Origin of the sequence: Paracoccus sp. UBA889, from assembly GCA_002294185.1 — a bacterium.
In the GTDB taxonomy this organism is placed as follows: Bacteria; Pseudomonadota; Alphaproteobacteria; order Rhodobacterales; family Rhodobacteraceae; genus Paracoccus.
Genome location: DBFD01000079.1, coordinates 25,420 through 46,014, shown reverse-complemented (window position 1 = coordinate 46,014; position 20,595 = coordinate 25,420). Strand labels below are relative to the sequence as shown.

Sequence of the window (20,595 nt, the reverse complement as noted above, 5' to 3'; positions counted from 1 at the left end):
GCCGGTGAAAAAAGGGTTAACCGCCGGCCTGATCAACTGGTCATGTCGTCCCAGAAGCCTTTCACCTTGTTGAAGAAGCTCGACGATTGCGGGCTGTTGTCGGCTTTTTCAGATTGGAAGTCGCGCAGCAGGTCCCGCTGTCTCGAGGTCAGGTTGACCGGCGTTTCGACCGTCAGTTCGATCAGCATGTCGCCGGCCTCGCCGCCCGCGCCCGCGCCGTGGCGCAGCGGCGGCATCCCCTTGCCGCGCAGGCGCATCTGGCGGCCGGTCTGACTGCCCGCGGGCACCTTGACCCGCGCACGGCCGCCATCGATGGTCGGCACCTCGACTTCGCCGCCAAGCGCCGCGACGACCATGCTGACCGGAACCTGACAGGCCAGCATCTTGCCATCGCGGACGAAGATGTCGTGTTCCTTCACCTCGATGAAGATATACAGATCGCCCGCGGGGCCGCCGCGCATTCCGGCCTCGCCCTCGCCCGCAAGGCGGATCCGGGTGCCGGTTTCGACCCCGGCCGGGATATTCACCGACAGCGTCCGGTCCTTTTCGATCCGGCCCGCGCCATGACAGGCCTTGCAGGGATTCTTGACGATCTGGCCCTGACCGCCGCAGGTCGGGCAGGTTCGTTCGACGGTGAAAAAGCCCTGCTGGGCGCGCACGCGGCCCATGCCCGAACAGGTCGGGCAGGCGGCGGGCTGTGTCGCCCCTTCGGCGCCCGTTCCCTCACATTCGTCGCAGGCGACCGAGCCGGGAACGGTGATCGTCTTCTGCAGGCCGCGATAGGCTTCTTCCAGCGCGACGCGCAGGTTGTAGCGCAGATCCTGTCCGCGCTGCGCCCGCGACCGGCCACTGCCGGCGCCACCGCCGCCGCGGCGACCCATCATGTCGCCGAAAAGATCCTCGAACACATCTGCGAAGGCCGAGCCGAAATCGCCGGGATGAGCGCCGCCCCCGCCACCGCCGCGACCGCCAAAACCGCCATTTTCGAAGGCCTGATGACCGAACCGGTCATAGGCGGCCTTTTTCTGGCCGTCCTTCAGGCAATCATAGGCCTCGTTCACCTCCTTGAAGCGCGCTTCGGCCTGACCGTCATTCTTGTTGCGGTCGGGGTGCAGCTCTTTCGCCTTGCGGCGATAAGCCTTCTTGATTTCTTCATCCGAGGCCCCGCGCGTGACCCCCAGAACCTCGTAAAAGCAACGCTTCGCCATATCTCGTCCTGTCTCCTGATCCCTGAAACACAAGTCCGGCCCGCGCGAACGCGGGCCGGATCAGGGAGGCGGCCCCGGATCAGCCGCGCTTCTTGTCGTCGCCGAGATCCTCGAAATCGGCGTCAACGATGTCTTCATCGGCGGCACGCGGCGAATCGTCCGCGCTCTCGGCCTCGTCCGGGGTCTGCTGCGACTTGTAGATCGCCTCGCCCAGCTTCATCGACGCATCCATGACGTTCTGGATGCCCGACTTGACCTTGCCGGCATCGTCGGACTTCACGGCCTCTTCCAGTGCGCCGATAGCCAGTTCGATCGCCTCGACGGTCGATTCGTCCACCTTGTCACCGTGCTCTTCCAGCGACTTGCGGGTCGAGTGGATCAGGCTTTCGGCCTGGTTCTTGGCCTCGACCAGTTCGCGACGGCCCTTGTCGGCCTCGGCGTTCTGTTCGGCATCCTTCACCATCCGCTCGATATCTTCGTCGGACAGACCGCCCGAGGCCTGGATGGTGATGTTCTGCTCCTTGCCGGTGCCCTTGTCCTTGGCGCTGACCGAGACGATGCCATTGGCGTCGATGTCGAACGTCACCTCGATCTGGGGCATTCCGCGCGGCGCCGGCGGGATGTCCTCGAGGTTGAACTGACCCAGCAGCTTGTTGTCGGCCGCCATCTCGCGTTCGCCCTGGAACACCCGAATCGTCACCGCGTTCTGGTTGTCCTCGGCGGTCGAGAAGATCTGGCTCTTCTTGGTCGGGATCGTGGTGTTGCGATCGATCAGTCGGGTGAAGACCCCGCCCAGCGTCTCGATCCCCAACGACAGCGGCGTCACGTCCAGCAGAACCACATCCTTGACGTCGCCTTGCAGCACGCCGGCCTGGATCGCGGCGCCCAGGGCCACGACCTCGTCGGGGTTGACGCCCTTGTGCGGTTCCTTGCCGAAGAAATCGGTGACTTCCTGGATGACCTTGGGCATCCGGGTCATGCCGCCGACCAGGACGATCTCGTCGATCTCGCCCTTGGAGACGCCGGCATCCTTCAGCGCATCGGCGACCGGTTTCATCGTTCGCTTGATCAGATCGCCGACCAGCGATTCCAGCTTGGCCCGGCTCAGCTTCATGACCATGTGCAGCGGCGTGCCGCTGTCCTTGTCCATGCTGATGAAGGGCTGGTTGATCTCGGTCTGGCTGGAGCTGGACAGCTCGATCTTGGCTTTCTCGGCGGCCTCCTTCAGCCGCTGAAGGGCCATCTTGTCCCTGGTCAGATCGACGCCGTGCTCTTTCTTGAATTCGTCGGCGAGGTAGTTGACGATGCGCATGTCGAAATCTTCGCCGCCCAGGAACGTGTCCCCGTTGGTCGATTTCACCTCGAACAGGCCGTCGTCGATTTCCAGGATGGTGATGTCGAAGGTGCCGCCGCCGAGGTCATAGACCGCGATCGTCTTGCTTTCCTTCTTGTCCAGACCGTAGGCCAGCGCGGCCGCGGTCGGTTCGTTGATAATGCGCAGGACTTCCAGGCCCGCGATCTTGCCGGCGTCCTTGGTGGCCTGACGCTGGGCGTCGTTGAAATAGGCCGGAACCGTGATGACGGCCTGCGTGACCTCTTCGCCCAGATAGGATTCGGCGGTCTCCTTCATCTTCTGAAGGATCATCGCGCTGACCTGCGCCGGGGAATATTTCTCGCCCTTCACCTCGACCCAGGCGTCACCATTGCCGCCATCCACGATGGAATAGGGAACCAGCTTCTTGTCCTTCTCGACGGCCTCATCGCCGATCCGACGGCCGATCAGACGCTTGACCGCGAAAACGGTGTTGGTGGGGTTGGTCACGGCCTGGCGCTTGGCGGATTGGCCGACAAGCCGCTCGCCATCGGTAAAGCCGACGATCGAGGGCGTGGTACGCGCGCCTTCGCTGTTCTCGATGACCTTGGGCTGGCTGCCATCCATGATGGCGACGCAGCTGTTGGTCGTGCCAAGGTCGATGCCGATAACTTTGGACATGTGTTTCTAACCTCTCTTGCGGCGATATCCGTGAGCCTCGGGTCCGTTATGGCCCCCGCGGCCCGATCCCGTTTCGTTGCGGCAACCGGCCGCAGCCGGGTGCTTCGGGGCTGTATATAGGGTTGCTTTTCCGGCCCGCAAGCATCCGCGACACGCAATTTGCACGGGAATTCGACCGGTTCCGGCCGCTAGCCCAGCGTCCAGCTGGCCGATTGATACTTGCGCGTGGTAAAGTTGATCAGCAGGCCGATCATGAAGACCGCCAGCGTGAACCACAGCGCGTAGGTCTGGCTGGTCTTCATCGGCGTGTAGTTGATGAAGACATATCCGCGTTCCTGGTCGATGGCGTGAAAAAGCGGGTTCCACCAGAAGTAGGGCAGCATGAAATTCGGCAGCACGTTGGCCACGAACATCTTGCCCGAGGCGAACATGTTGACGCGCTGATACAGGGTCGATGCGACGCCCGCGAATCGGGGCAGCCACGGCTTGATCGACAGGAACACCAGGCCGACCGCGCCGCCCGACATCCAGGCCACCAGAAGCATGGCCAGCGCGCCGACCGGACGCTCGATCTCGATCGGGGACAACAGCACGTGATAGAACCACAAGATGGTGATGATGCTGATGATCTGGCGATACAGCACCGCCAGAGCGGCCGCCGCGATCAGCACCGCCTGGTTCAAGGGCTCGTGTTTCAGCAATGCGCCTGCCCCGCCTGCCGTGGAGACGGCGTTGACCGCCCGGACATGGGTCATGAACAGGAAGATTCCCGACATCAGATAAAGCATGAAATCGCCGCGAAGGGGCGAGGTGCGGACACCGACGACCAGGAAGATCAGCACGAAGGCCGCCATGAAGACAATGGCCTGGACGATGGTCATCAGCAGGCCGATGACGGCGTTGCGCTGTTCGTTGCGCAGATTGTAGACCGTCTGGTGATAGATCAGCGCCAGCGTGCCGCCGGCGGCCTGAAGCATGTTGCGGTTCTGTCGCTGAACGAACACCTTCGGGTCATGCTCCGTCATGAGGGGCGCGGCGCGCGGACAGTTTCGCCGACAGGCGCTTGCCCTGCCGGGTTTGCGCGATCATAAGAAGTCAGGCAGGTCCGGGCAATCGGCATGACCGGTCGAAAGGCCCGCTTTCGAAGGGAATCTGGATGCAATTTGATCTGTTGACCAGCGAAATGCGCCGTCTCGCCTTGCAGGCCGGGGCGAAGATCATGGAAATCTACGAAGCCGAGAATTTCGCCGTGCGCTCGAAATCGGACGATTCACCCGTGACCGAGGCCGACGAGGCCGCGGATGCGCTGATCTCGGCCGGTCTGCGCAGGGCGTTTCCGGACATCCCGGTCGTGACCGAGGAACAGGCCGCCACCCATGAACAGACGGCGCCGAGCTTCCTGATCGTCGATCCCCTGGACGGGACCAAGGAATTCGTGCAACGGCGCGGCGATTTCACCGTCAATATCGCCTATGTCCAGGACGGCATTCCGGTGCGCGGGGTCGTCTATGCCCCCGCCAAGGGGCGTCTGTTCTACACCACCGGCGACGGCCGGTCTGTCGAGGAACGCGGGCCCTTCGGCGAAAGTCCCGGCGCGACCGAGCCAGTCGGCGTCAACCCGACGCCGGACAATCGCGGTCTGATGGTGGTGGCCTCGAAATCGCATCGCGACGCGGCAACGGACAATTACATCGCCCGATACGCGCTGCGCGACATGACCAGCGCCGGATCGTCGCTGAAATTCTGTCTCGTGGCGACAGGCGAGGCGGATCTCTATCCGCGGCTGGGTCGGACGATGGAATGGGACACGGCGGCGGGCGACGCGGTGCTGCGCGGCGCCGGCGGCGAGGTGGTGCGTTTCGACGATCACACGCCGCTGGTCTATGGCAAACCCGGTTTTGAAAATCCGTTCTTCGTCGCCTTCGCGCCCGGCGTGCTGCTGGTCAAGGACTGAGATGTCGGTCGTCATCGTCATCCCGGCCCGCTTCGCCTCGACCCGCTATCCGGGCAAGCCGTTGGCCGAACTGACCGGTGCTTCGGGCCGCGCGCGCAGCCTGATCCGGCGCAGTTGGGATGCCGCCCGCGCCGTCGGCGGCATCGACCGCGTGGTTGTCGCCACCGATGACGACCGCATACGGGTCCATGCGGAGGGCTTCGGCGCCGAGGTGGTGATGACCGCCCCGGCCTGTCGCAACGGCACCGAACGCTGCGCCGAGGCGGTCGCGACGATGGGCATCTCGCCCGAGATCGTCGTCAACCTGCAGGGCGACGCGCCGCTGACCCCCGCCTGGTTTGTCGAGGAACTGGTCGCGGGCCTGCGCGCGGCCCCGCGATCCGATGTCGCGACGCCGGTGCTGCGCTGTTCGGGGCGGATGCGGGCCGAACTGATCGCCGATCGCCATGCCGGTCGCGTCGGCGGCACCACCGCCGTCTTCGGGCACGACATGCAGGCGCTGTATTTCTCGAAAGAGGTCATTCCTTTCGCGTCGGATGATGTCGGGCCCGACGCACCCAGTCCGGTCTTTCATCATGTCGGCGTCTACGCCTATCGCCCCGGCGCGCTGGCAGCCTATCCCGGATGGGACGAGGGTCGGCTGGAAAAGCTGGAAGGGCTGGAGCAGTTGCGTTTTCTGGAACGCGGCAGACAGATCCTGTGCGTCGAGGTGCAGGCGCGCGGCCGGCAATTCTGGGAACTCAACAACCCCCAGGACGTTTCGCGGTTGGAACGGATGATGTCCGATATGAAGATCGACTAGGCCGGGTCCGCCGGTTCGGGCCCGGGAACCCGGCAAGTGGCGGAAATGCGTCGAATGCGCACCGATGTCTTGGCGAGCCCTTGCCCGGGTTGCTAGGATGGCAGGTGTTGATGCTTGTGATTCCCCGGTGAAGTTGTCAGGTGCTGCTCAGGTCGGCGCGATGTCCGGCACAGTCTGAAGGAAAAGGTGCGATGGCGATGAAGCGTAAGGTGACCAAGGCGATTTTCCCGGTGGCGGGGCTGGGAACGCGCTTCTTGCCGGCAACCAAGAGCATCCCCAAGGAAATCATGACCCTGGTGGACCGGCCGTTGATCCAGTACGCGATCGACGAGGCTCGGGCCGCGGGCATTACCGAATTCATCTTCGTGACCTCTCGCGGGAAGGGCGCGCTGGAAGATTATTTCGATCATGCCCACGAACTGGAATCGAGCCTGAAGAAGGCGGGCAAGAATCATCTTCTGGACCTTCTGCGCACGACCAACATGGAATCGGGCGCCATCGCCTATATCCGTCAGCACAAGGCGCTTGGCCTCGGCCACGCGGTCTGGTGCGCACGCCGCCTTCTGGCCGATGATGAACCCTTCGCGGTGATCCTGACCGACGACGTCATCATGGGCGAACCGCCCTGCCTGCAGCAGATGATCGAGGCCTATGGCGAGACCGGCGGCAGCATGGTCGCCACGATGGAGGTCGCGCCCGAAAAAGCCGCGTCCTACGGCGTGCTTGATGTCAGCGAGGACATGGGCGCCATCGTCAAGGTGCGCGGCATGGTCGAAAAGCCGACCCCGGAGACCGCGCCATCGAACCTTGCGGTCATCGGGCGCTATATCCTTGCGCCGACGGTGATGCAGAACCTCAACAAGCTGAAGGCCGGTTCCGGCGGCGAGATCCAGCTGACCGACGCCATCGCTGATGAAATCGAAGCCGGGCGCGGCGTCTACGGTTTGCGATTCCGCGGCCAGCGGTTCGATTGCGGCTCGAAAGCGGGCTTCCTGCAGGCCACCGTCGCCTTCGGTCTGGACCGGGATGAGCTGAAAGAGGAATTCGCGGAATATCTGCACGACGTCATGTCGATGCGCCGCGCGGCGGAGTGACCGATGCCTGAAACGGTTCTCGTGACCGGCGGTGCCGGTTACATCGGCTCGCATGCCTGCAAGGCGCTGGCCACCGCCGGATATCGTCCGGTCGCGTTGGACAACCTTTCGACCGGCTGGCGTGACGCGGTGAAGTTCGGCCCGCTGGTCCAGGCCGATCTGATGGACCGCGCGGCCCTGGACGCGGCCTTCGCCGAGTATCGCCCGGTCGCGGTCATGCATTTCGCGGCGCTGAGCCAAGTGGGCGAGGCGATGAGCGAACCCGGCAGATACTGGCGAAACAATGTTGCCGGTTCGCTGAACCTGATCGAGGCGGCGGTCGCGGCGGAATGCCTGGATTTCGTCTTTAGCTCGACCTGCGCGACCTATGGCGACCGCGACGGCGAAATTCTGGACGAAGAGACGCCGCAGGCGCCACTGAATGCCTATGGCGCCAGCAAGCGCGCGATCGAGGACATGTTGGCCGATTTCGGTGCGGCCCACGGGCTGCGGTCGGTGATCTTCCGCTATTTCAACGTCGCCGGTGCTGACCCCGATGCCGAAGTCGGCGAGTTTCACCGCCCCGAGACGCATCTGATCCCGCTGATCCTCGACGCTGTGGACGGACGGCGCGCCGCGCTGACCATCCACGGCACCGATTATCCGACCGATGACGGAACCTGCATCCGCGATTACGTCCATGTCATGGACCTGGTCGATGCCCATCTGGCCGGACTGGAATGGTTGCGGGCAGGCCGGGGCAGCCGGGTCTTCTGCCTGGGAACGGGCGCGGGCTTTTCCGTCCGCGAGGTGGTCGATGCGACCGGGCATGTCACCAACCGCGCCGTGCCGATGCAGCACGGACCGCGCCGGGGCGGCGACGCCGTCAAGCTGGTCTGCGGCAGCCAGCGCGCGCGGGACGAATTGGGCTGGAGGCCCGACCGCTCGACGATGAAGCAGATGATCGGCGATGCCTGGCGCTGGCACCAGAACGGCCGCTACGAGGGTTGATGGCGAAGGCGGCCCGACATGACGGGCGGGTGTGGCAGCTTTGGCTGCGCTATCGGCTTCGCTGGAAAAGACGGGAATTGTTGTGGCGTGCGATCCGGGCCGGTCGGCGGCTGAGCCCGGTGGCCGACCGCAGCGCCGGGATCCGGCGCGGCGATATCCTGTGTCTGGCCACGATCCGCAACGAGGCCGCGCGCCTGCCCCGGTTTCTGGCCCATTACCGCGGGCTTGGGGTCGCGCATTTCCTGATCGTGGACAATGACAGTGACGACGGCTCGGCCGAATTCCTGCGCATTCAGGGCGATGTCTCTCTGTGGCGCGCGCGCGGCAGCTATCGCGAGGCGCGCTTCGGGCTGGACTGGGTGAATGCGTTGCTGTTTCGCCACGGCCGCGGCCATTGGTGCGTGACCGCCGACGCCGACGAATTCCTGATCTATCCCGATTGGGAAGAACGCGATCTGCATGCGCTGACCGCGCATCTGGACGCGAGCGGCATCGAGGCGATGGGCGCGCTGATGCTGGATCTGTATCCGCAGGGCGCCCTGGGCCGGGCCGACGCGCCCGAGGATGCGCCATTGTGGCTGCGTCTGCCCTATTTCGATGGCGGTCCCTATCGCTGCCGGACGATCCAGCCCCGCCGCAACCGCTGGGTGCAGGGCGGCGCGCGCGAGCGGGCCTTTTTCGCGACCGATCCCGCCCGCAGCCCGACCCTGAACAAGCTGCCGCTGGTGCGCTGGCGGGCGGGGCGGGTCTATGTGAACTCGACCCATTCCATGTTGCCGCCGCGGCTGAACGACGCCTGGGACGGGCCGGGCGATCCACGCCTGTCGGGCGTGTTGCTGCACGGCAAGTTTTTGCCCGATATCCTCGCGCGCTCGGCCGAGGAACTGACCCGCCGCCAGCATTTCCGCGATCCCCATGCCTATGCGGCCTATCACCGGGCCATCACCGAGGCTCCGGTCCTCTGGCACGAAGGATCCCGCCGCTTTGCCGGATGGCGGCAATTGCTGGATCTGGGCCTGATGGGCGCGGGCGAATGGCTGTCGGGTGGTGAACGGCCTTGTCAAACGCGGTCCGAGGCATCATTGCAAGCAATAACAGACATCAACACCAGACAACCGGGCCGCCCGAACCAGCAATGAAATCGATCAGCCGCCTGCCGATTCCGGACCGCCTGCGCCGCAGGGCCGAGCGGCAATTGCTGATCGCACGGGCTTTTGGCCGGCGCCGCGTGCTGCGGGTCGATGCCGACCGGACGCCGCTGATCAACAGGCACGATATCCTGGCCTTCGTCACCCTGCGCAACGAACGGGTGCGGCTGCCCTATTTCCTGGATTATTATCGCGACCTGGGGGTCCAGCATTTCCTGATGGTGGACAATGGCAGTTCGGATGGCAGTGCCGACTACCTGCGCCGTCAGGATGACGTGTCGTTGTGGCGCACCAATGCCGGCTACAAGAAAGCCCGGTTCGGAATGGACTGGCTGGGCTGGCTGCTGATGCGATACGGCAACGGCCATTGGTGCCTGACCGTCGATCCCGACGAGTTTCTTGTCTATCCGCATTGCGACACGCGGCCTCTTTCGGCGCTGACAAGCTGGCTGGATTCGATCGGGCGCCGCGCATTCCCGGCGATGCTGCTGGACATGTATCCGTCCGGCGGAATCGAGGATCAGCCGTATCGAGAAGGACAGAACCCGTTCGAGATCGCCCGTTTCTTCGATCCGGCGAATTATGCCATCAGCAAGAACGACTATTTCGGCAATCTCTGGATCCAGGGCGGTCCGCGGATGCGCGCCTTCTTTCCGCAGAACCCGCTGGCAGGACCGGCGCTGAACAAGATTCCGCTGGTCAGATGGTATTGGCGCTATGCCTATGTCAGTTCGACCCACATGCTGCTGCCGCGCCGCCTGAACCAGGTTTTCGACGAGGAGGGCGGCGAGATGGAATCGGGCGTGCTGCTGCATGCCAAGTTCCTGTCCACATTGGTCGAAAAATCTGCCGAAGAGCTTGACCGCCACCAGCATTACGCCAATTCCCAGGAGTATCGCGCCTATAATGCCGGGATCGAACGGGGGCTTCGCCTGTGGTGCGAGGAATCGCGCGAATACGGCGATTGGCGCCAGCTCGAAGATCTGGGCCTGATCAGCCGGGGAAACTGGGCATGATGCCGGGATCGGTCAGGCTGGGGGTGCTGCTGCTGTGCCATGCCGATCTGGACATCGCCGCGCGGATGGCCCGGATCTGGGCCGAAGGCGGCGCGCAGGTCTGCATCCATATCGACGCCAATGTCCGAGATCGGCATGTCGAGTTGATGCGCGTCGCGCTGGCCGATCTGAAGCGCGTCGCCTTTTCCGCCCGGCGACATCGCTGCAAGTGGGGGGCCTTCAGCCTGGTTCGCGCGACGCAGGACACGGCGGCGCAATTGCTGGCCGATCATCCCGACCTGACCCATGTTTATCTGGCCTCGGGGGCCTGTCTGCCACTGCGACCGGTCCGCGATCTGATCGCCTTTCTGGCGGCCGATCCGGAGCGCGACCATATCGAAAGCGTCAGCGCCTGGGATGTCGGCTGGACCGTTGGCGGGTTGAACGAGGAACGTTTCACCCTGTATTTCCCGTTCGACTGGCGCCGCCGGCGCTGGCTTTTCGATCGCTGCGTGGCATGGCAGCGGCGGCGGGGGATCCACCGCAGATTGCCCCCCGGCCTGTCGCCGCATCTGGGTTCGCAATGGTGGTGCCTGACGGCGACGACGCTGCGGGCGATCCTGGATGATCCCGACCGGCCCCGGCACGACCGCTTTTTCCGCTATAGCTGGATCCCGGATGAAAGCTATTTCCAGACGCTGGCCCGCCGCCATTCGGTCCAGATCGAAAGCCGGTCGCTGACGCTGGCCAAGTTCGATCATGAGGGTCGCCCGTTCCAGCTTTATGATGATCATGGCCAGATGCTCGAGGAATCGAACTGTTTCGTGGCGCGCAAGCTGTGGTCTGGCTCGGCGGGGCTTCTGGCGCGCTTTCCGCGCCGGGGCGAGGGCGCGCCCGATGTCAGCCCGCCCCGGCCCGCCCGGTTCGAGCGGATGATCACCCGCACCGTCCAGCGCCGGGTCCTGGGCCGGCCCGGCCTCTACATGCAGAGCCGCTTTCCGCGCAAGGATGCCGAGAACGGCAAGACCTCGGCTCCTTATGCCGTATTTCAGGGTTTCAGCGACATTTTCCCGAATTTCGAATCCTGGCTTCAGGATCAGGTGGCGGCCGATGTCCACGGCCATCTGCTGGGACCAGAAACGGTCGAATTCCGCGGTCGTCCCGGCATCGGGCCAGGCGCCATATCGTCGCATGTCGCGGTGCGAGACCGCGATCCGCAGGGCTTCCTGACAGCGCTGATCCGGATCGCGCCGCGGATGCAGATTTTCCAATTCGGCCCGCGCGACAATCAGGCGCTGAACTGGTTCATGGCCACCGATCCCAACGCTTGTCTGTTCGTGGTGACCGGGGCCTGGATGATGCCGCTGATCGATAGCGCCATGCCGTTCGACGATGTTCGCCGGATCAGCGCCCATTTGCAAAAGGTCGAGCTGGCGCAGTTGAACGTGCTGAATTCGGTCTGGGTGAAGGCACGGGTGCAGGTTCATGACCTGACCGACTTTCTGGCCCGTCCGCGGGCAATCCTGGACGATGCGCTGCGCCAGGTCGATCCGCAGCACCGGGGTCTTCCGGCGGGCGATCTGCCGCCTGTCCGCGACACGACCGGGCTGCCTGCGCTGTTGCGCCGGCTGCGCAATTCCGGCCTGCGCCCCCGGCTTGCCGGCGAGGCCCTGCCGCAAAACGAGGTCGCCACCGGCGAAAGGAACGCAGCCGAATGACCGAACCCTTCCGCAGCTTCGTGATCTTCGCCGAGATGCGCACCGGCTCGAACCTGCTCGAGGCGACGCTGAACGCGGTAAAGAAGGTGACCTGCTTCGGCGAGGCGTTCAACCCCTACATGATGGGCTGGCCCGACAGGGACGAGTTGCAAGGCGTCACCCGCGACCAGCGCGAGGCCGATCCGATGGCGCTGCTGAAAAGGCTGTTGGACCGGCCGGGGCATCTGCCGGGCTTCCGCTATTTTCATGACCATGATCCGCGCGTCTTCGACGCGATCATGGACGATCCGCGCTGCGCCAAGATCGTGCTGACCCGCAACCCGCTGGACAGCTATGTCTCGACCCGGCTGGCCTGGGCCACGAACCAGTGGAAATTGAACGAGACAGAGACGCCGATCCCCGCCACGATCACCTATGACGGGGCCGAATTTCGCGAAACGCTGTCGGCGATCGAGGATTTCCAGCTTCGTGTTCAGAATCGGTTGCAGACCAGCGGCCAGACGGCATTCTGGCTGGGCTACGACGATCTGCGCGACAGCGGCGTGATGACCGGCCTTCTGCACTGGCTGGGGCGGACCGATCTGGACCGGGTCGAACCGGCCCGCGATCAGGTGCCGCAGAACCCCCGCGAACTGGCCGGCAAGGTCACGAATTTCGATGCGATGCAGGCCGATCTGGCCAGCCTGGACCCGTTCCTGCTGCGCAAGATCCCGAATTTCGAGCCGCGTCGAGGCCCTGCCGTCCCCAGCCTGATCGCGGTCGAGGCAGGCCGTGGCCTGATCTGCATGCCGGTCAGGGGCGGCCCCACCGGACCCGTGCAGGACTGGATGGCTTCGCTGGGACCGTTGACGCGCGATTTTACCCAGACGACTCTGCGGCAATGGAAACGGGGCCATCCCGGCCATCGCAGCTTCACCGTGCTGCGCCATCCGCTGCACCGAGCCTGGGACGCCTTCATGCAGCTTCTGGGTGACGCGCCGCCGCCCTTGCGGCAGGTGATGCGCGAGGTTCATCGCGTGCCGCTGCCAAGGGACGATGCCCTGATGGACCTGACGGATGACCGCCTCGCCGCGCTTTTTGCGGATTTCCTCGGGTTTCTGAAGCGCAACCTGAACGGGCAGACGACGCTGCCCACGCATCCGAACTGGGCCAGCCAGTCCGAGGTCGTGGCCGGTTTCGCCCATTTCGCCGCGCCCGACATGGTGATCCGCGAGGATCGGATGGCAACCGATCTGGCCCATCTGGCCGACACCGCCGGTATCGTGGCGGCAACCTGCCCCCGGGCCGAGGACTGGCCCGCATTCCTGGATGACCCGGCGCTGGAACGGGCCGCGCATGCCGCCTATCTGCGCGACTACGCGACCTTCGGCTTTGCCGAACCGGCATAACCGGAACCGCCGCCCCGGCGGATGACCCTGCGCGACGCCGCTATCCTTTCAGGATCGCCGCCAGTTCCGCCTGTTTTTCCCGCACCAGCTCCGCATCGCCATCGGATTCGAGGTTCAGTCGCACCACCGGCTCGGTGTTCGACTTGCGCAGATTGAAGCGCCAGGTGCCGAAATCCAGCGACACGCCGTCAAGATCGTCGCGGCTGTCGGCCTTGTCCTCGTAGCGCCCGATCAGCCGGGCGATCGCGGCGTCGGGATCGTCGATGTGATAATTCGTCTCGCCCGAGGATGGATAAAGCCGCATCCGTTCCGACAGCAGTTCGGCCAGCGTCTGTCCCTTGCGCGACAGAAGTTCGATCATCAGCAGCCACGGAATCATGCCGCTGTCGCAATAATAGAAGTCGCGGAAATAATGATGCGCCGACATCTCGCCGCCATAGATCGCGCCGACATCACGCATCTTGCGCTTGATGAAGGCATGACCGGTCTTGCTGACCACGGCCTCGCCGCCCGCCTCCTCGATCATCGCGCGGGTGTTCATGATGACGCGGGGATCGTGGACGATCTTCTCGCCGGGCGACTTTTCCAGGAAGGCCGCGCCCAGCAGGCCCACGATATATTCGCCGGGAATGAATCGGCCGTTCTCGTCGAAAAAGAAGCAGCGGTCGAAATCGCCGTCCCAGGCCACGCCCAGATCGGCCTTTTCCTGTTTCATCTTCTCGACGGTCGGCGGCTGGTTCTCGGGCAGCAGCGGATTCGGGATGCCGTTGGGAAAGCTGCTGTCCACGTCATGGTGCATCCGCACGAACGTCAGTGGCGCGCCGCGGCGTTCCAGTTCGCTGGCGATCGCATCGAAGGTGGGTCCGGCGGTGCCGTTGCCCGCATTGACGACGATCTTCATCGGCCGCAGCGCCGAAATGTCCACGAAATCCGCCATCGCCCTGGCATATTCCGCGCGGGCATGGCTGAAATCGGTGACGCTGCCCTTTTTCGCCGCGGCAAAACGGCCCGACGTCGCCAGATCGACGATCGGCGGCAGTTCCGTTGCCGGATCCAGCGGCGCCGAACCGCGCCCGACGATCTTCATCCCGTTGTAGTTGATCGGATTATGCGACGCGGTCACCTCGATACCGCCATCCGTGTCTTGAAAGCCGGTGTGGAAATAGACCTCCTCCGTCCCCGCCAGTCCCAGATCCAGCACATCGGCGCCGCCATCTGTCAGCCCGTCGATCAGAGCCGCCGCCAGTTCCGGCGAGCTTTCGCGACTGTCGCGGCCGACCACGACGCACCTGGCCCGACGCGCCTCGGCGAAAGCCCGGCCGATCCTGTAGGCGACATCGGCGTCCAGGTTCTTGCCCAGTTCGCCGCGCACGTCATAGGCCTTGAAACAGGTGATCTCTCGCTTGCCCAGATTGGATTTGTCGGTCATCGGTTCCCCTCCTCCCTGCGCAGGGTCATTCATAGCGCTAGCAGCTTGGCATCAGAATTCAAGTCTGCGGCTGGTCCCTTGGCATCGGGTGACGCGGACCGCGAACGGCTTTAGAGAGGGCGAAACGCATATGAGGCTCAAATGGATGCAAAATCTCTGATCTCCGCCTATTTTCAGGCCTTCAATGACGGCCAGACCGACCGGATGCTGGATTTGCTGCATGAGGACATCGAACATCACGTCAATGAGGGCCGAATCCGCAAGGGCAAGGCGCTGTTTGCGGAATTCGGCCGCCACATGAGCCGTTCCTACCGCGAGACCCTGACCGACATGGTGATCTTCGCCAATGAGACGGGCGACCGTGCCGCTGCCGAATTCATGGTCAATGGCACCTATCTGAAGACTGATGAGGGCCTGCCAGAGGCGAAAGGTCAGACCTATCGCCTGCCGGCAGGGTCGTTCTTTTCCATTCGCGATGGCAGGATCGCGCGGGTGACCACCTACTACAACCTCGCCGATTGGGTGCAGCAGGTCAGCCGATGAGCGTTACCACCCGCGTCCTGACCGGAGAATCGCTGGCCGCCGCGCTGGATGATGTGGCCCGCCTGCGCATCGCCGTATTCCGCGACTGGCCCTATCTCTATGACGGGAATGCCGATTACGAACGCGATTACCTGCGTGCCTATCGGTCGCCGGGCGCCGTTGTCGTCGCGGCGATGGACGGTGCGCGCATCGTCGGTGCCGCGACGGGCGCGCCGATGACCGACCATGCCGAGGATTTTGCGACAGCCTTTGCGGACCGCCCGGAAAAGCTGTCGCGCATCTTCTATTGCGCCGAATCGGTGCTGCTGCCCGCCTATCGCGGGCGCGGGATCGGACACGCCTTTTTCGACGCGCGCGAGGCCCATGCCCGCGATCTGGGCCACGACTTTTCCGCCTTCTGCAGCGTGATCCGGCCGGCCGATCATCCGGCCCGCCCCGCAGACTATCGCCCGCTGGATGATTTCTGGCGCAAACGCGGCTATGCTCCGCTCGAGGGCGTGTTCGCGCGGTTTTCCTGGAAGGATCTGGGCCAGCCGCGCGAAACCGAAAAGAAACTGCAATTCTGGATGAGGCCATTGTGAAGATTGCCGCCGCCGCCTATCCGATCGACTGGCTTGACGATTTCGACGCCTACGAGACCAAGTTGACCCGCTGGGTCGCCGATGCCGAGGGCGCGGATCTGCTGGTCTTTCCAGAATACGGGGCGATGGAACTGGCCTCTCTCGGCGGGCGCAGCGTGGCGGGCGATCTGGAGGCATCGCTGCACGAGGTGGCGCGGCACGGCGATGCGGTCGCGGCCCTGCATGAACGCCTGACGGCGGAGTATGATTGCCATATCCTGGCGGCGTCCGGCCCCGCTTTCGAGGGTGGGCGGCCGACGAATCGCGCAGTGCTGTATGGACCGGGCGGACGGATCGGACATCAGGACAAGCAGATCATGACCCGGTTCGAGCGCGACGACTGGGATGTCGCCGGGGCTCCGGGCCTGCGGGTTTTCGATACAGCGCTTGGCCGGATCGGGGTGCTGATCTGCTATGACAGCGAATTTCCCCTGCTGGCCCGCCCGCTGGCCGAGGCGGGGATGGAATTGCTTCTGGTGCCGTCGTGTACCGACACGGTGGCGGGTTTTCACCGCGTCCGCATCGGCGCGATGGCACGAGCCCTGGAATGCCAGTGCGTCGTGGTTCACGCCCCGACCGTGGGCGACGTGGACTGGAACCCGGCGATAGACGTCAATCACGGGCGCGCCGCGATCTATGGCCCTCCGGATGGGTTCTGGCCCGAAACCGGCATCATCGCCGAAGGCGCGATGGATGAGCCCGGCTGGGTAATGGCCCGGATCGATCTGTCTCGCGTCGCCAGAAGCCGCGCCGACGGGGCGGTCCTGCCTTTCGCCCACTGGCCGGAATCGGAAAAATCGCGCCTCGTCTGAGACCTTTTCGCGTCATCTGGGCGCGAATTTACCAGGCGTTAATGAAAACTGCTTTAAATGGCGGCATCACAAGCCATATCTTGTGGTCATGCTTTATATCACAGACAAGATAACTATCGAGGAATGGGAGCTTTCGGAAAACTTCACCCGGTCGCAGGGACCGGGCGGGCAGAATGTGAACAAGGTCGAGACAGCGGTCGAGTTGCGGTTCGAGGCGGAGCGATCTCCCAACCTCGCCGATCCGGTCAAGCGGCGGCTGCAACGGCTTGCCGGACGACGCTGGACGCAGGACGGGGCAGTGGTGATCCTGGTGCAGGAAACCCGCTCGCAGGCGCGCAACCGCGAGATCGCGCGTGACCGGATGGCGGATCTGATCCGGCGCGCCAGCGTCGCGCCCAAGCGACGCATCGCCACCCGGCCGACATTGGGCAGCCAGCGGAGGCGGCTGAAGGCCAAGGCCAGTCGCGGGCAGGTGAAGGCGATGCGGGGAAAGGTGGAGACGGACGAGTGACGCTGCTGGGGAAATCGTTGCGGATGCTGGTCGGCAAGCGCCCGCCCGCCTTGCAGGTCGGCGCCCTGTGTCTTCGACCGCGGGACGGCAAGGTGCTGATGATCACCAGCCGCGGCACCGGGCGCTGGATCATTCCCAAAGGCTGGCCCATGCCGGGGCATTCGCTGGCCGGCGCGGCCGGTCGCGAAGCCTGGGAGGAAGCGGGCGCCGAGGGACGGACAGGCCATCGCGAACTGGGGCGCTACATCTATGACAAGGTGCAGGACAGCGGCTTTGCCGTGCCGGTCGAGGTCCATGTCTTTCCGCTGCATGTCGATCGGCTGAGTGATGTCTATCCCGAATCCGGCCAGCGGCATCGGGAATGGTTCGCGCCCGGGCGCGCCGCGCAACTGGTCGCCGAACCGGGCCTCGCTGCGATTCTGCGGGGTCTTGGTGCGGGCGCCGATGTGAAGACGGATACCGTCTTGCGCCCGCGCGGGAGCCGCTGATCCGGTGGCCGGTGTCATGTGGAGAACGCCGAGATGAGCGGACCCGGCCGCCCCTTTCACACATTGGACAAGGATCTGGGCCGGATCACCCATGTCGAGACGGCGCAGCTCTACGCCTTTCGGCCCGTCTGGCGACTGGGGCTGGCGGTGTTGGCGCTGGTTGCGCTGCTGATCCTGGCGATCGGGCTGACCGGGCGCGATGCGGGGGCGGTCGGCTTCGGCGCGGGACTGGTCGTGGCGGGCTGGCTGGGGCTGGCCATCGGCTCGAACGATGTGGCGAATTCGCTGGGTCCAGCCGTCGGCGCCGGTGCCATCGGCCTGCTGCCCGGCCTGGTCCTCGTTGCGCTGGCCCAGATCGCGGGGGCGTCGCTGGCGGGCGGTGCCGTCACCGACAGGCTGGCCAGCGGCATCTTTGATCCGGGGATGCTGGAAAGCGGGCTGAGGGCGCAGATGGCGATGCTGGCGGCGCTGATCGGGGCGGCCTGCTGGATCACGCTGGCGACCGGCATCGGCCTGCCGGTCAGCACCTCGCATTCCATCGTTGGCGGCCTTGCCGGGGCAGGAATCGCCGCGCTTGGCGCGTCGTCGCTGGATTGGCCGTCCCTGGCGATGATCGCGCTGGTCTGGATCATCGCGCCGGTGGTCTCGGGGGCGCTGGCGGCGGCGGTATTGATCTTGCTGCGGATCAAGGTGATGGTGGCCGCGGATCGGGTCGCGGCGGCGCAAATCTGGCTGCCGCCGCTGGTCGGCGTGATGAGCGGATTGTTCGTCACGTATCTTGGCCTGCTGGCCTCGATCGCGACCACCGGGATGTTGCTGGCCGGGCTGATCGCCGGATTGCTGGCCGATCGCCTGATGCGGCGGCATCTGCGGTCGGCCTTCGTGCTGCGCGGCGAGAAGCCCAGCAGCAAAAGGCTGTTCCGGCCGCCGCTGCTGGCTGCGGTGGTGCCGCTGGCCTTCGCGCATGGTGCGAATGATGTCGGCAATGTCGCCGGGCCGCTGACCGTGATCGTGACCGCGCGCGGCGGTGAGGCCGGGGGCCAGGTTTCGCTGGTCGCCATCCTTCTGGCCGCTTTTGCCATTGCGGTGGGCACGCTGTTTTTCGGGCGCAGGCTGGTGCGGATGGTCGGCAGCGGCATCACGCGGCTGAACGCGGGCCGTGCCTTCTGCGTCTCGCTGTCCACGGCGGCGACGGTTCTGGCGGCATCCTGGGCAGGGCTGCCGGTCTCGACCACCCATATCGCCGTCGGCGGCATTTTCGGCGTCGGTTTCGCGCGTGAATGGCTGGACCGCCGGCAAAGGCGCCAGCGCGAGGTCATGCCGGCGGAAGAGGCGCGGCGGCGCCGGCTGATCCGGCGCAGCCACGTCGCGACGATCACGACCGCCTGGCTGGTGACGGTGCCGCTGACCGCGCTGATGGGCTGGCTGGCCTGCGTGCTGATCCTTGCCGCGACGCCGGGCTGAAAGGGCCGCTAGACGACCACGTCCAGCAGCGCCTGATGTCCGACGTCGAAGACGCGCTTGTAGCGTTCGATCTCGGCCGCCGGGCCCATCGCCTTGGCAGGGTTGTCCGACAGCTTGACCGTGGGCCGTCCATCCGCAGCGACCGCCTTGCAGACCAGGCTGAACGGTGCCAGCCCGTCGCCCGGCACGAAGCCGCGAAAATCGTTGGTCAGCAACGTGCCCCAGCCAAAGCTGACCTTGACCCGGCCGTGAAATTGTCGATGCAGCGCCACGATCCTGTCCACATCCAGCCCATCCGAGAAGATGATCAGCTTCTGCCGAGGATCCTCGCCCCGGTCCCGCCACCAGCGGATCGCGGCCTCGGCGCCCTCGGCCGGTGCGCCGCTGTCGATGCGGATCCCGGTCCAGCCCGCCAGCCAGTCGGGCGCGTGTTTCAGAAAACCCTCGGTGCCATAGGTGTCGGGCAGGATGATGCGCAGATTGCCCTCGTGTTCCTCATGCCAGTCGGCCAGCACCTCGTAGGGGGCCTGCCGCAACTCGGCGTCGCTGTCGGCCAGCGCGGCATAGATCATCGGCAATTCGTGCGCATTGGTGCCGATTGCCTCGATGTCGCGCCGCATGGCGATGAGACAGTTCGAGGTGCCGGTGAACCGTTCGCCCAGGCCCTCGATCATCGCCTGCACGCACCAGTCCTGCCACAGGAAGCTGTGCCTGCGCCGCGTGCCGAAATCGGCGATGCGCAGATCGGTCAACTGGCGCAGGGTCTGGACCTTTTCCCACAGCCGGGTCATGGCGCGGGCATAGAGAACCTGCAATTCGAACCGCCCCATGTCCTTCAGCACGGCGCGCGAGCGAAGTTCCATCAGGATGGCAAGGGCGGGGATTTCCCACAGCATGACCTGCGGCCAGGTGCCTTCAAAGGTCAGCTCGTACTGGCCCTTGCGCTTTTCAAGCTGGTAGGGCGGCAGGCGCAGCCCTTCGAGGAATTCCATGAAATCGGGGCGAAACATCTGTCGCTTGCCGTAGAAGGTGTTGCCACGCAGCCACGTGCTTTCGCCGCGCGACAGGCTGAGGCTGCGCACATGGTCCAGCTGCTCGCGCAATTCGCCCTCGTCGATCAGTTCGGCCAGGCGGACGGTCTTCGTGCGGTTGATCAGGCTGAAGGTGACGCTGGTATCGGGCCGATTGCGAAAGATCGACTGGCACATCAGCAGCTTGTAGAAATCGGTGTCGATCAGCGACCGGACAATCGGGTCGATCTTCCATTTGTGGTTATAGACGCGCGAGGCGATATCGACCATGACAAGTCCCCCTGTAGCATGTCATTCGTGCCCCGAAAGACGCGGCCGCCGCAAGGCCGGGAAACGGGAAAGACGGCATCGCCCCGGCCCGTGCCGGTCTGAACCCATCCTGGGGCCGGCGGTGGCAGGAGGATGAG

General features: G+C 64.8%; 19 protein-coding genes. 14 read left to right on the top strand and 5 right to left on the bottom strand.

The features are described 5' to 3' along the window. Positions 1-32: 32 nt before the first annotated feature. The 3 genes from dnaJ to B4L36_RS16025 all read right to left on the bottom strand — a co-directional run bounded on the left by dnaJ (position 33) and on the right by B4L36_RS16025 (position 4,226). A complete protein-coding gene (dnaJ, locus tag B4L36_RS16035) occupies positions 33-1,208 on the bottom strand; it encodes a molecular chaperone DnaJ (protein WP_292959156.1) in 1,176 nt (391 codons plus the stop codon). A gap of 79 nt (positions 1,209-1,287) precedes the next feature. Continuing rightward, entirely contained in the window at positions 1,288-3,201 is a 1,914-nt protein-coding gene (gene dnaK / locus B4L36_RS16030; protein ID WP_292959155.1) for a molecular chaperone DnaK, read from the bottom strand. Positions 3,202-3,389: 188 nt separating this feature from the next. Beyond that, the gene (locus B4L36_RS16025) at positions 3,390-4,226 is read right to left on the bottom strand and encodes an ABC transporter permease (protein ID WP_292959154.1); all 837 of its coding nucleotides are present in this window, start codon (positions 4,224-4,226) and stop codon (positions 3,390-3,392) included. Between the two features lie 131 nt (positions 4,227-4,357). Here B4L36_RS16025 and cysQ point away from each other — a divergent pair, with 131 nt between their 5' ends. The 8 genes from cysQ (at position 4,358) to B4L36_RS15985 (ending at position 13,290) form a co-directional block, all read left to right on the top strand. After that, complete coding sequence (gene cysQ, locus B4L36_RS16020; RefSeq protein ID WP_292959153.1) at positions 4,358-5,155, top strand: 3'(2'),5'-bisphosphate nucleotidase CysQ; 798 nt, start codon at positions 4,358-4,360, stop codon at positions 5,153-5,155. 1 nt (position 5,156) lies between these two features. Further along, positions 5,157-5,957, top strand: a complete 801-nt coding sequence (locus tag B4L36_RS16015; protein ID WP_292959152.1) for a 3-deoxy-manno-octulosonate cytidylyltransferase — start codon at positions 5,157-5,159, stop codon at positions 5,955-5,957. 197 nt (positions 5,958-6,154) lie between these two features. Next, complete coding sequence (locus B4L36_RS16010; protein WP_292959176.1) at positions 6,155-7,051, top strand: UTP--glucose-1-phosphate uridylyltransferase; 897 nt, start codon at positions 6,155-6,157, stop codon at positions 7,049-7,051. Between the two features lie 3 nt (positions 7,052-7,054). Next, a complete protein-coding gene (gene galE, locus B4L36_RS16005) occupies positions 7,055-8,041 on the top strand; it encodes a UDP-glucose 4-epimerase GalE (RefSeq protein WP_292959151.1) in 987 nt (328 codons plus the stop codon). Then, positions 8,041-9,180 carry a glycosyltransferase family 2 protein gene (locus tag B4L36_RS16000; protein ID WP_292959150.1) on the top strand — a complete coding sequence of 380 codons (1,140 nt, stop codon included), beginning with the start codon at positions 8,041-8,043 and terminating at the stop codon, positions 9,178-9,180. The genes galE and B4L36_RS16000 overlap by 1 nt, the downstream gene beginning before the upstream one ends. Further along, positions 9,177-10,205 (top strand): glycosyltransferase family 2 protein, encoded by a 1,029-nt coding sequence (locus B4L36_RS15995; RefSeq protein ID WP_292959149.1) that lies wholly within the window; start codon positions 9,177-9,179, stop codon positions 10,203-10,205. The genes B4L36_RS16000 and B4L36_RS15995 overlap by 4 nt, the downstream gene beginning before the upstream one ends. After that, positions 10,202-11,902, top strand: a complete 1,701-nt coding sequence (locus tag B4L36_RS15990) for a beta-1,6-N-acetylglucosaminyltransferase (RefSeq protein WP_292959148.1) — start codon at positions 10,202-10,204, stop codon at positions 11,900-11,902. Before B4L36_RS15995 ends, B4L36_RS15990 begins: the two co-directional genes overlap by 4 nt. Then, positions 11,899-13,290: a hypothetical protein gene (locus B4L36_RS15985; protein WP_292959147.1), complete on the top strand. Its 1,392-nt coding sequence runs from the start codon at positions 11,899-11,901 to the stop codon at positions 13,288-13,290. Before B4L36_RS15990 ends, B4L36_RS15985 begins: the two co-directional genes overlap by 4 nt. Before the next feature lie 40 nt (positions 13,291-13,330). On the opposite strand, the gene B4L36_RS15980 is transcribed toward B4L36_RS15985, so the two are convergent. Beyond that, positions 13,331-14,719: a phosphomannomutase gene (locus tag B4L36_RS15980; protein ID WP_292959146.1), complete on the bottom strand. Its 1,389-nt coding sequence runs from the start codon at positions 14,717-14,719 to the stop codon at positions 13,331-13,333. A gap of 141 nt (positions 14,720-14,860) precedes the next feature. On the opposite strand from B4L36_RS15980, the gene B4L36_RS15975 reads away from it, so the two are divergent. The 6 genes from B4L36_RS15975 (at position 14,861) to B4L36_RS15950 (ending at position 19,157) form a co-directional block, all read left to right on the top strand. Further along, a complete protein-coding gene (locus tag B4L36_RS15975; protein ID WP_292959145.1) occupies positions 14,861-15,262 on the top strand; it encodes a ketosteroid isomerase-related protein in 402 nt (133 codons plus the stop codon). Continuing rightward, positions 15,259-15,843 (top strand): GNAT family N-acetyltransferase, encoded by a 585-nt coding sequence (locus B4L36_RS15970; RefSeq protein ID WP_292959144.1) that lies wholly within the window; start codon positions 15,259-15,261, stop codon positions 15,841-15,843. The genes B4L36_RS15975 and B4L36_RS15970 overlap by 4 nt, the downstream gene beginning before the upstream one ends. Continuing rightward, positions 15,840-16,694, top strand: coding sequence for a carbon-nitrogen hydrolase family protein (locus B4L36_RS15965; RefSeq protein WP_292959143.1), 855 nt, complete (start codon positions 15,840-15,842; stop codon positions 16,692-16,694). The genes B4L36_RS15970 and B4L36_RS15965 overlap by 4 nt, the downstream gene beginning before the upstream one ends. An 88-nt stretch (positions 16,695-16,782) precedes the next feature. After that, entirely contained in the window at positions 16,783-17,205 is a 423-nt protein-coding gene (gene arfB, locus B4L36_RS15960) for an alternative ribosome rescue aminoacyl-tRNA hydrolase ArfB (RefSeq protein ID WP_292959142.1), read from the top strand. After that, the gene (locus B4L36_RS15955; RefSeq protein WP_335661974.1) at positions 17,202-17,693 is read left to right on the top strand and encodes an NUDIX hydrolase; all 492 of its coding nucleotides are present in this window, start codon (positions 17,202-17,204) and stop codon (positions 17,691-17,693) included. Before arfB ends, B4L36_RS15955 begins: the two co-directional genes overlap by 4 nt. Positions 17,694-17,726: 33 nt before the next feature. Beyond that, the gene (locus B4L36_RS15950) at positions 17,727-19,157 is read left to right on the top strand and encodes an inorganic phosphate transporter (protein ID WP_292959141.1); all 1,431 of its coding nucleotides are present in this window, start codon (positions 17,727-17,729) and stop codon (positions 19,155-19,157) included. A gap of 8 nt (positions 19,158-19,165) precedes the next feature. Here B4L36_RS15950 and pncB read toward each other — a convergent pair whose 3' ends face one another. Then, positions 19,166-20,458, bottom strand: a complete 1,293-nt coding sequence (gene pncB, locus B4L36_RS15945) for a nicotinate phosphoribosyltransferase (protein WP_292959140.1) — start codon at positions 20,456-20,458, stop codon at positions 19,166-19,168. Between the last annotated feature and the right edge of the window lie 137 nt (positions 20,459-20,595).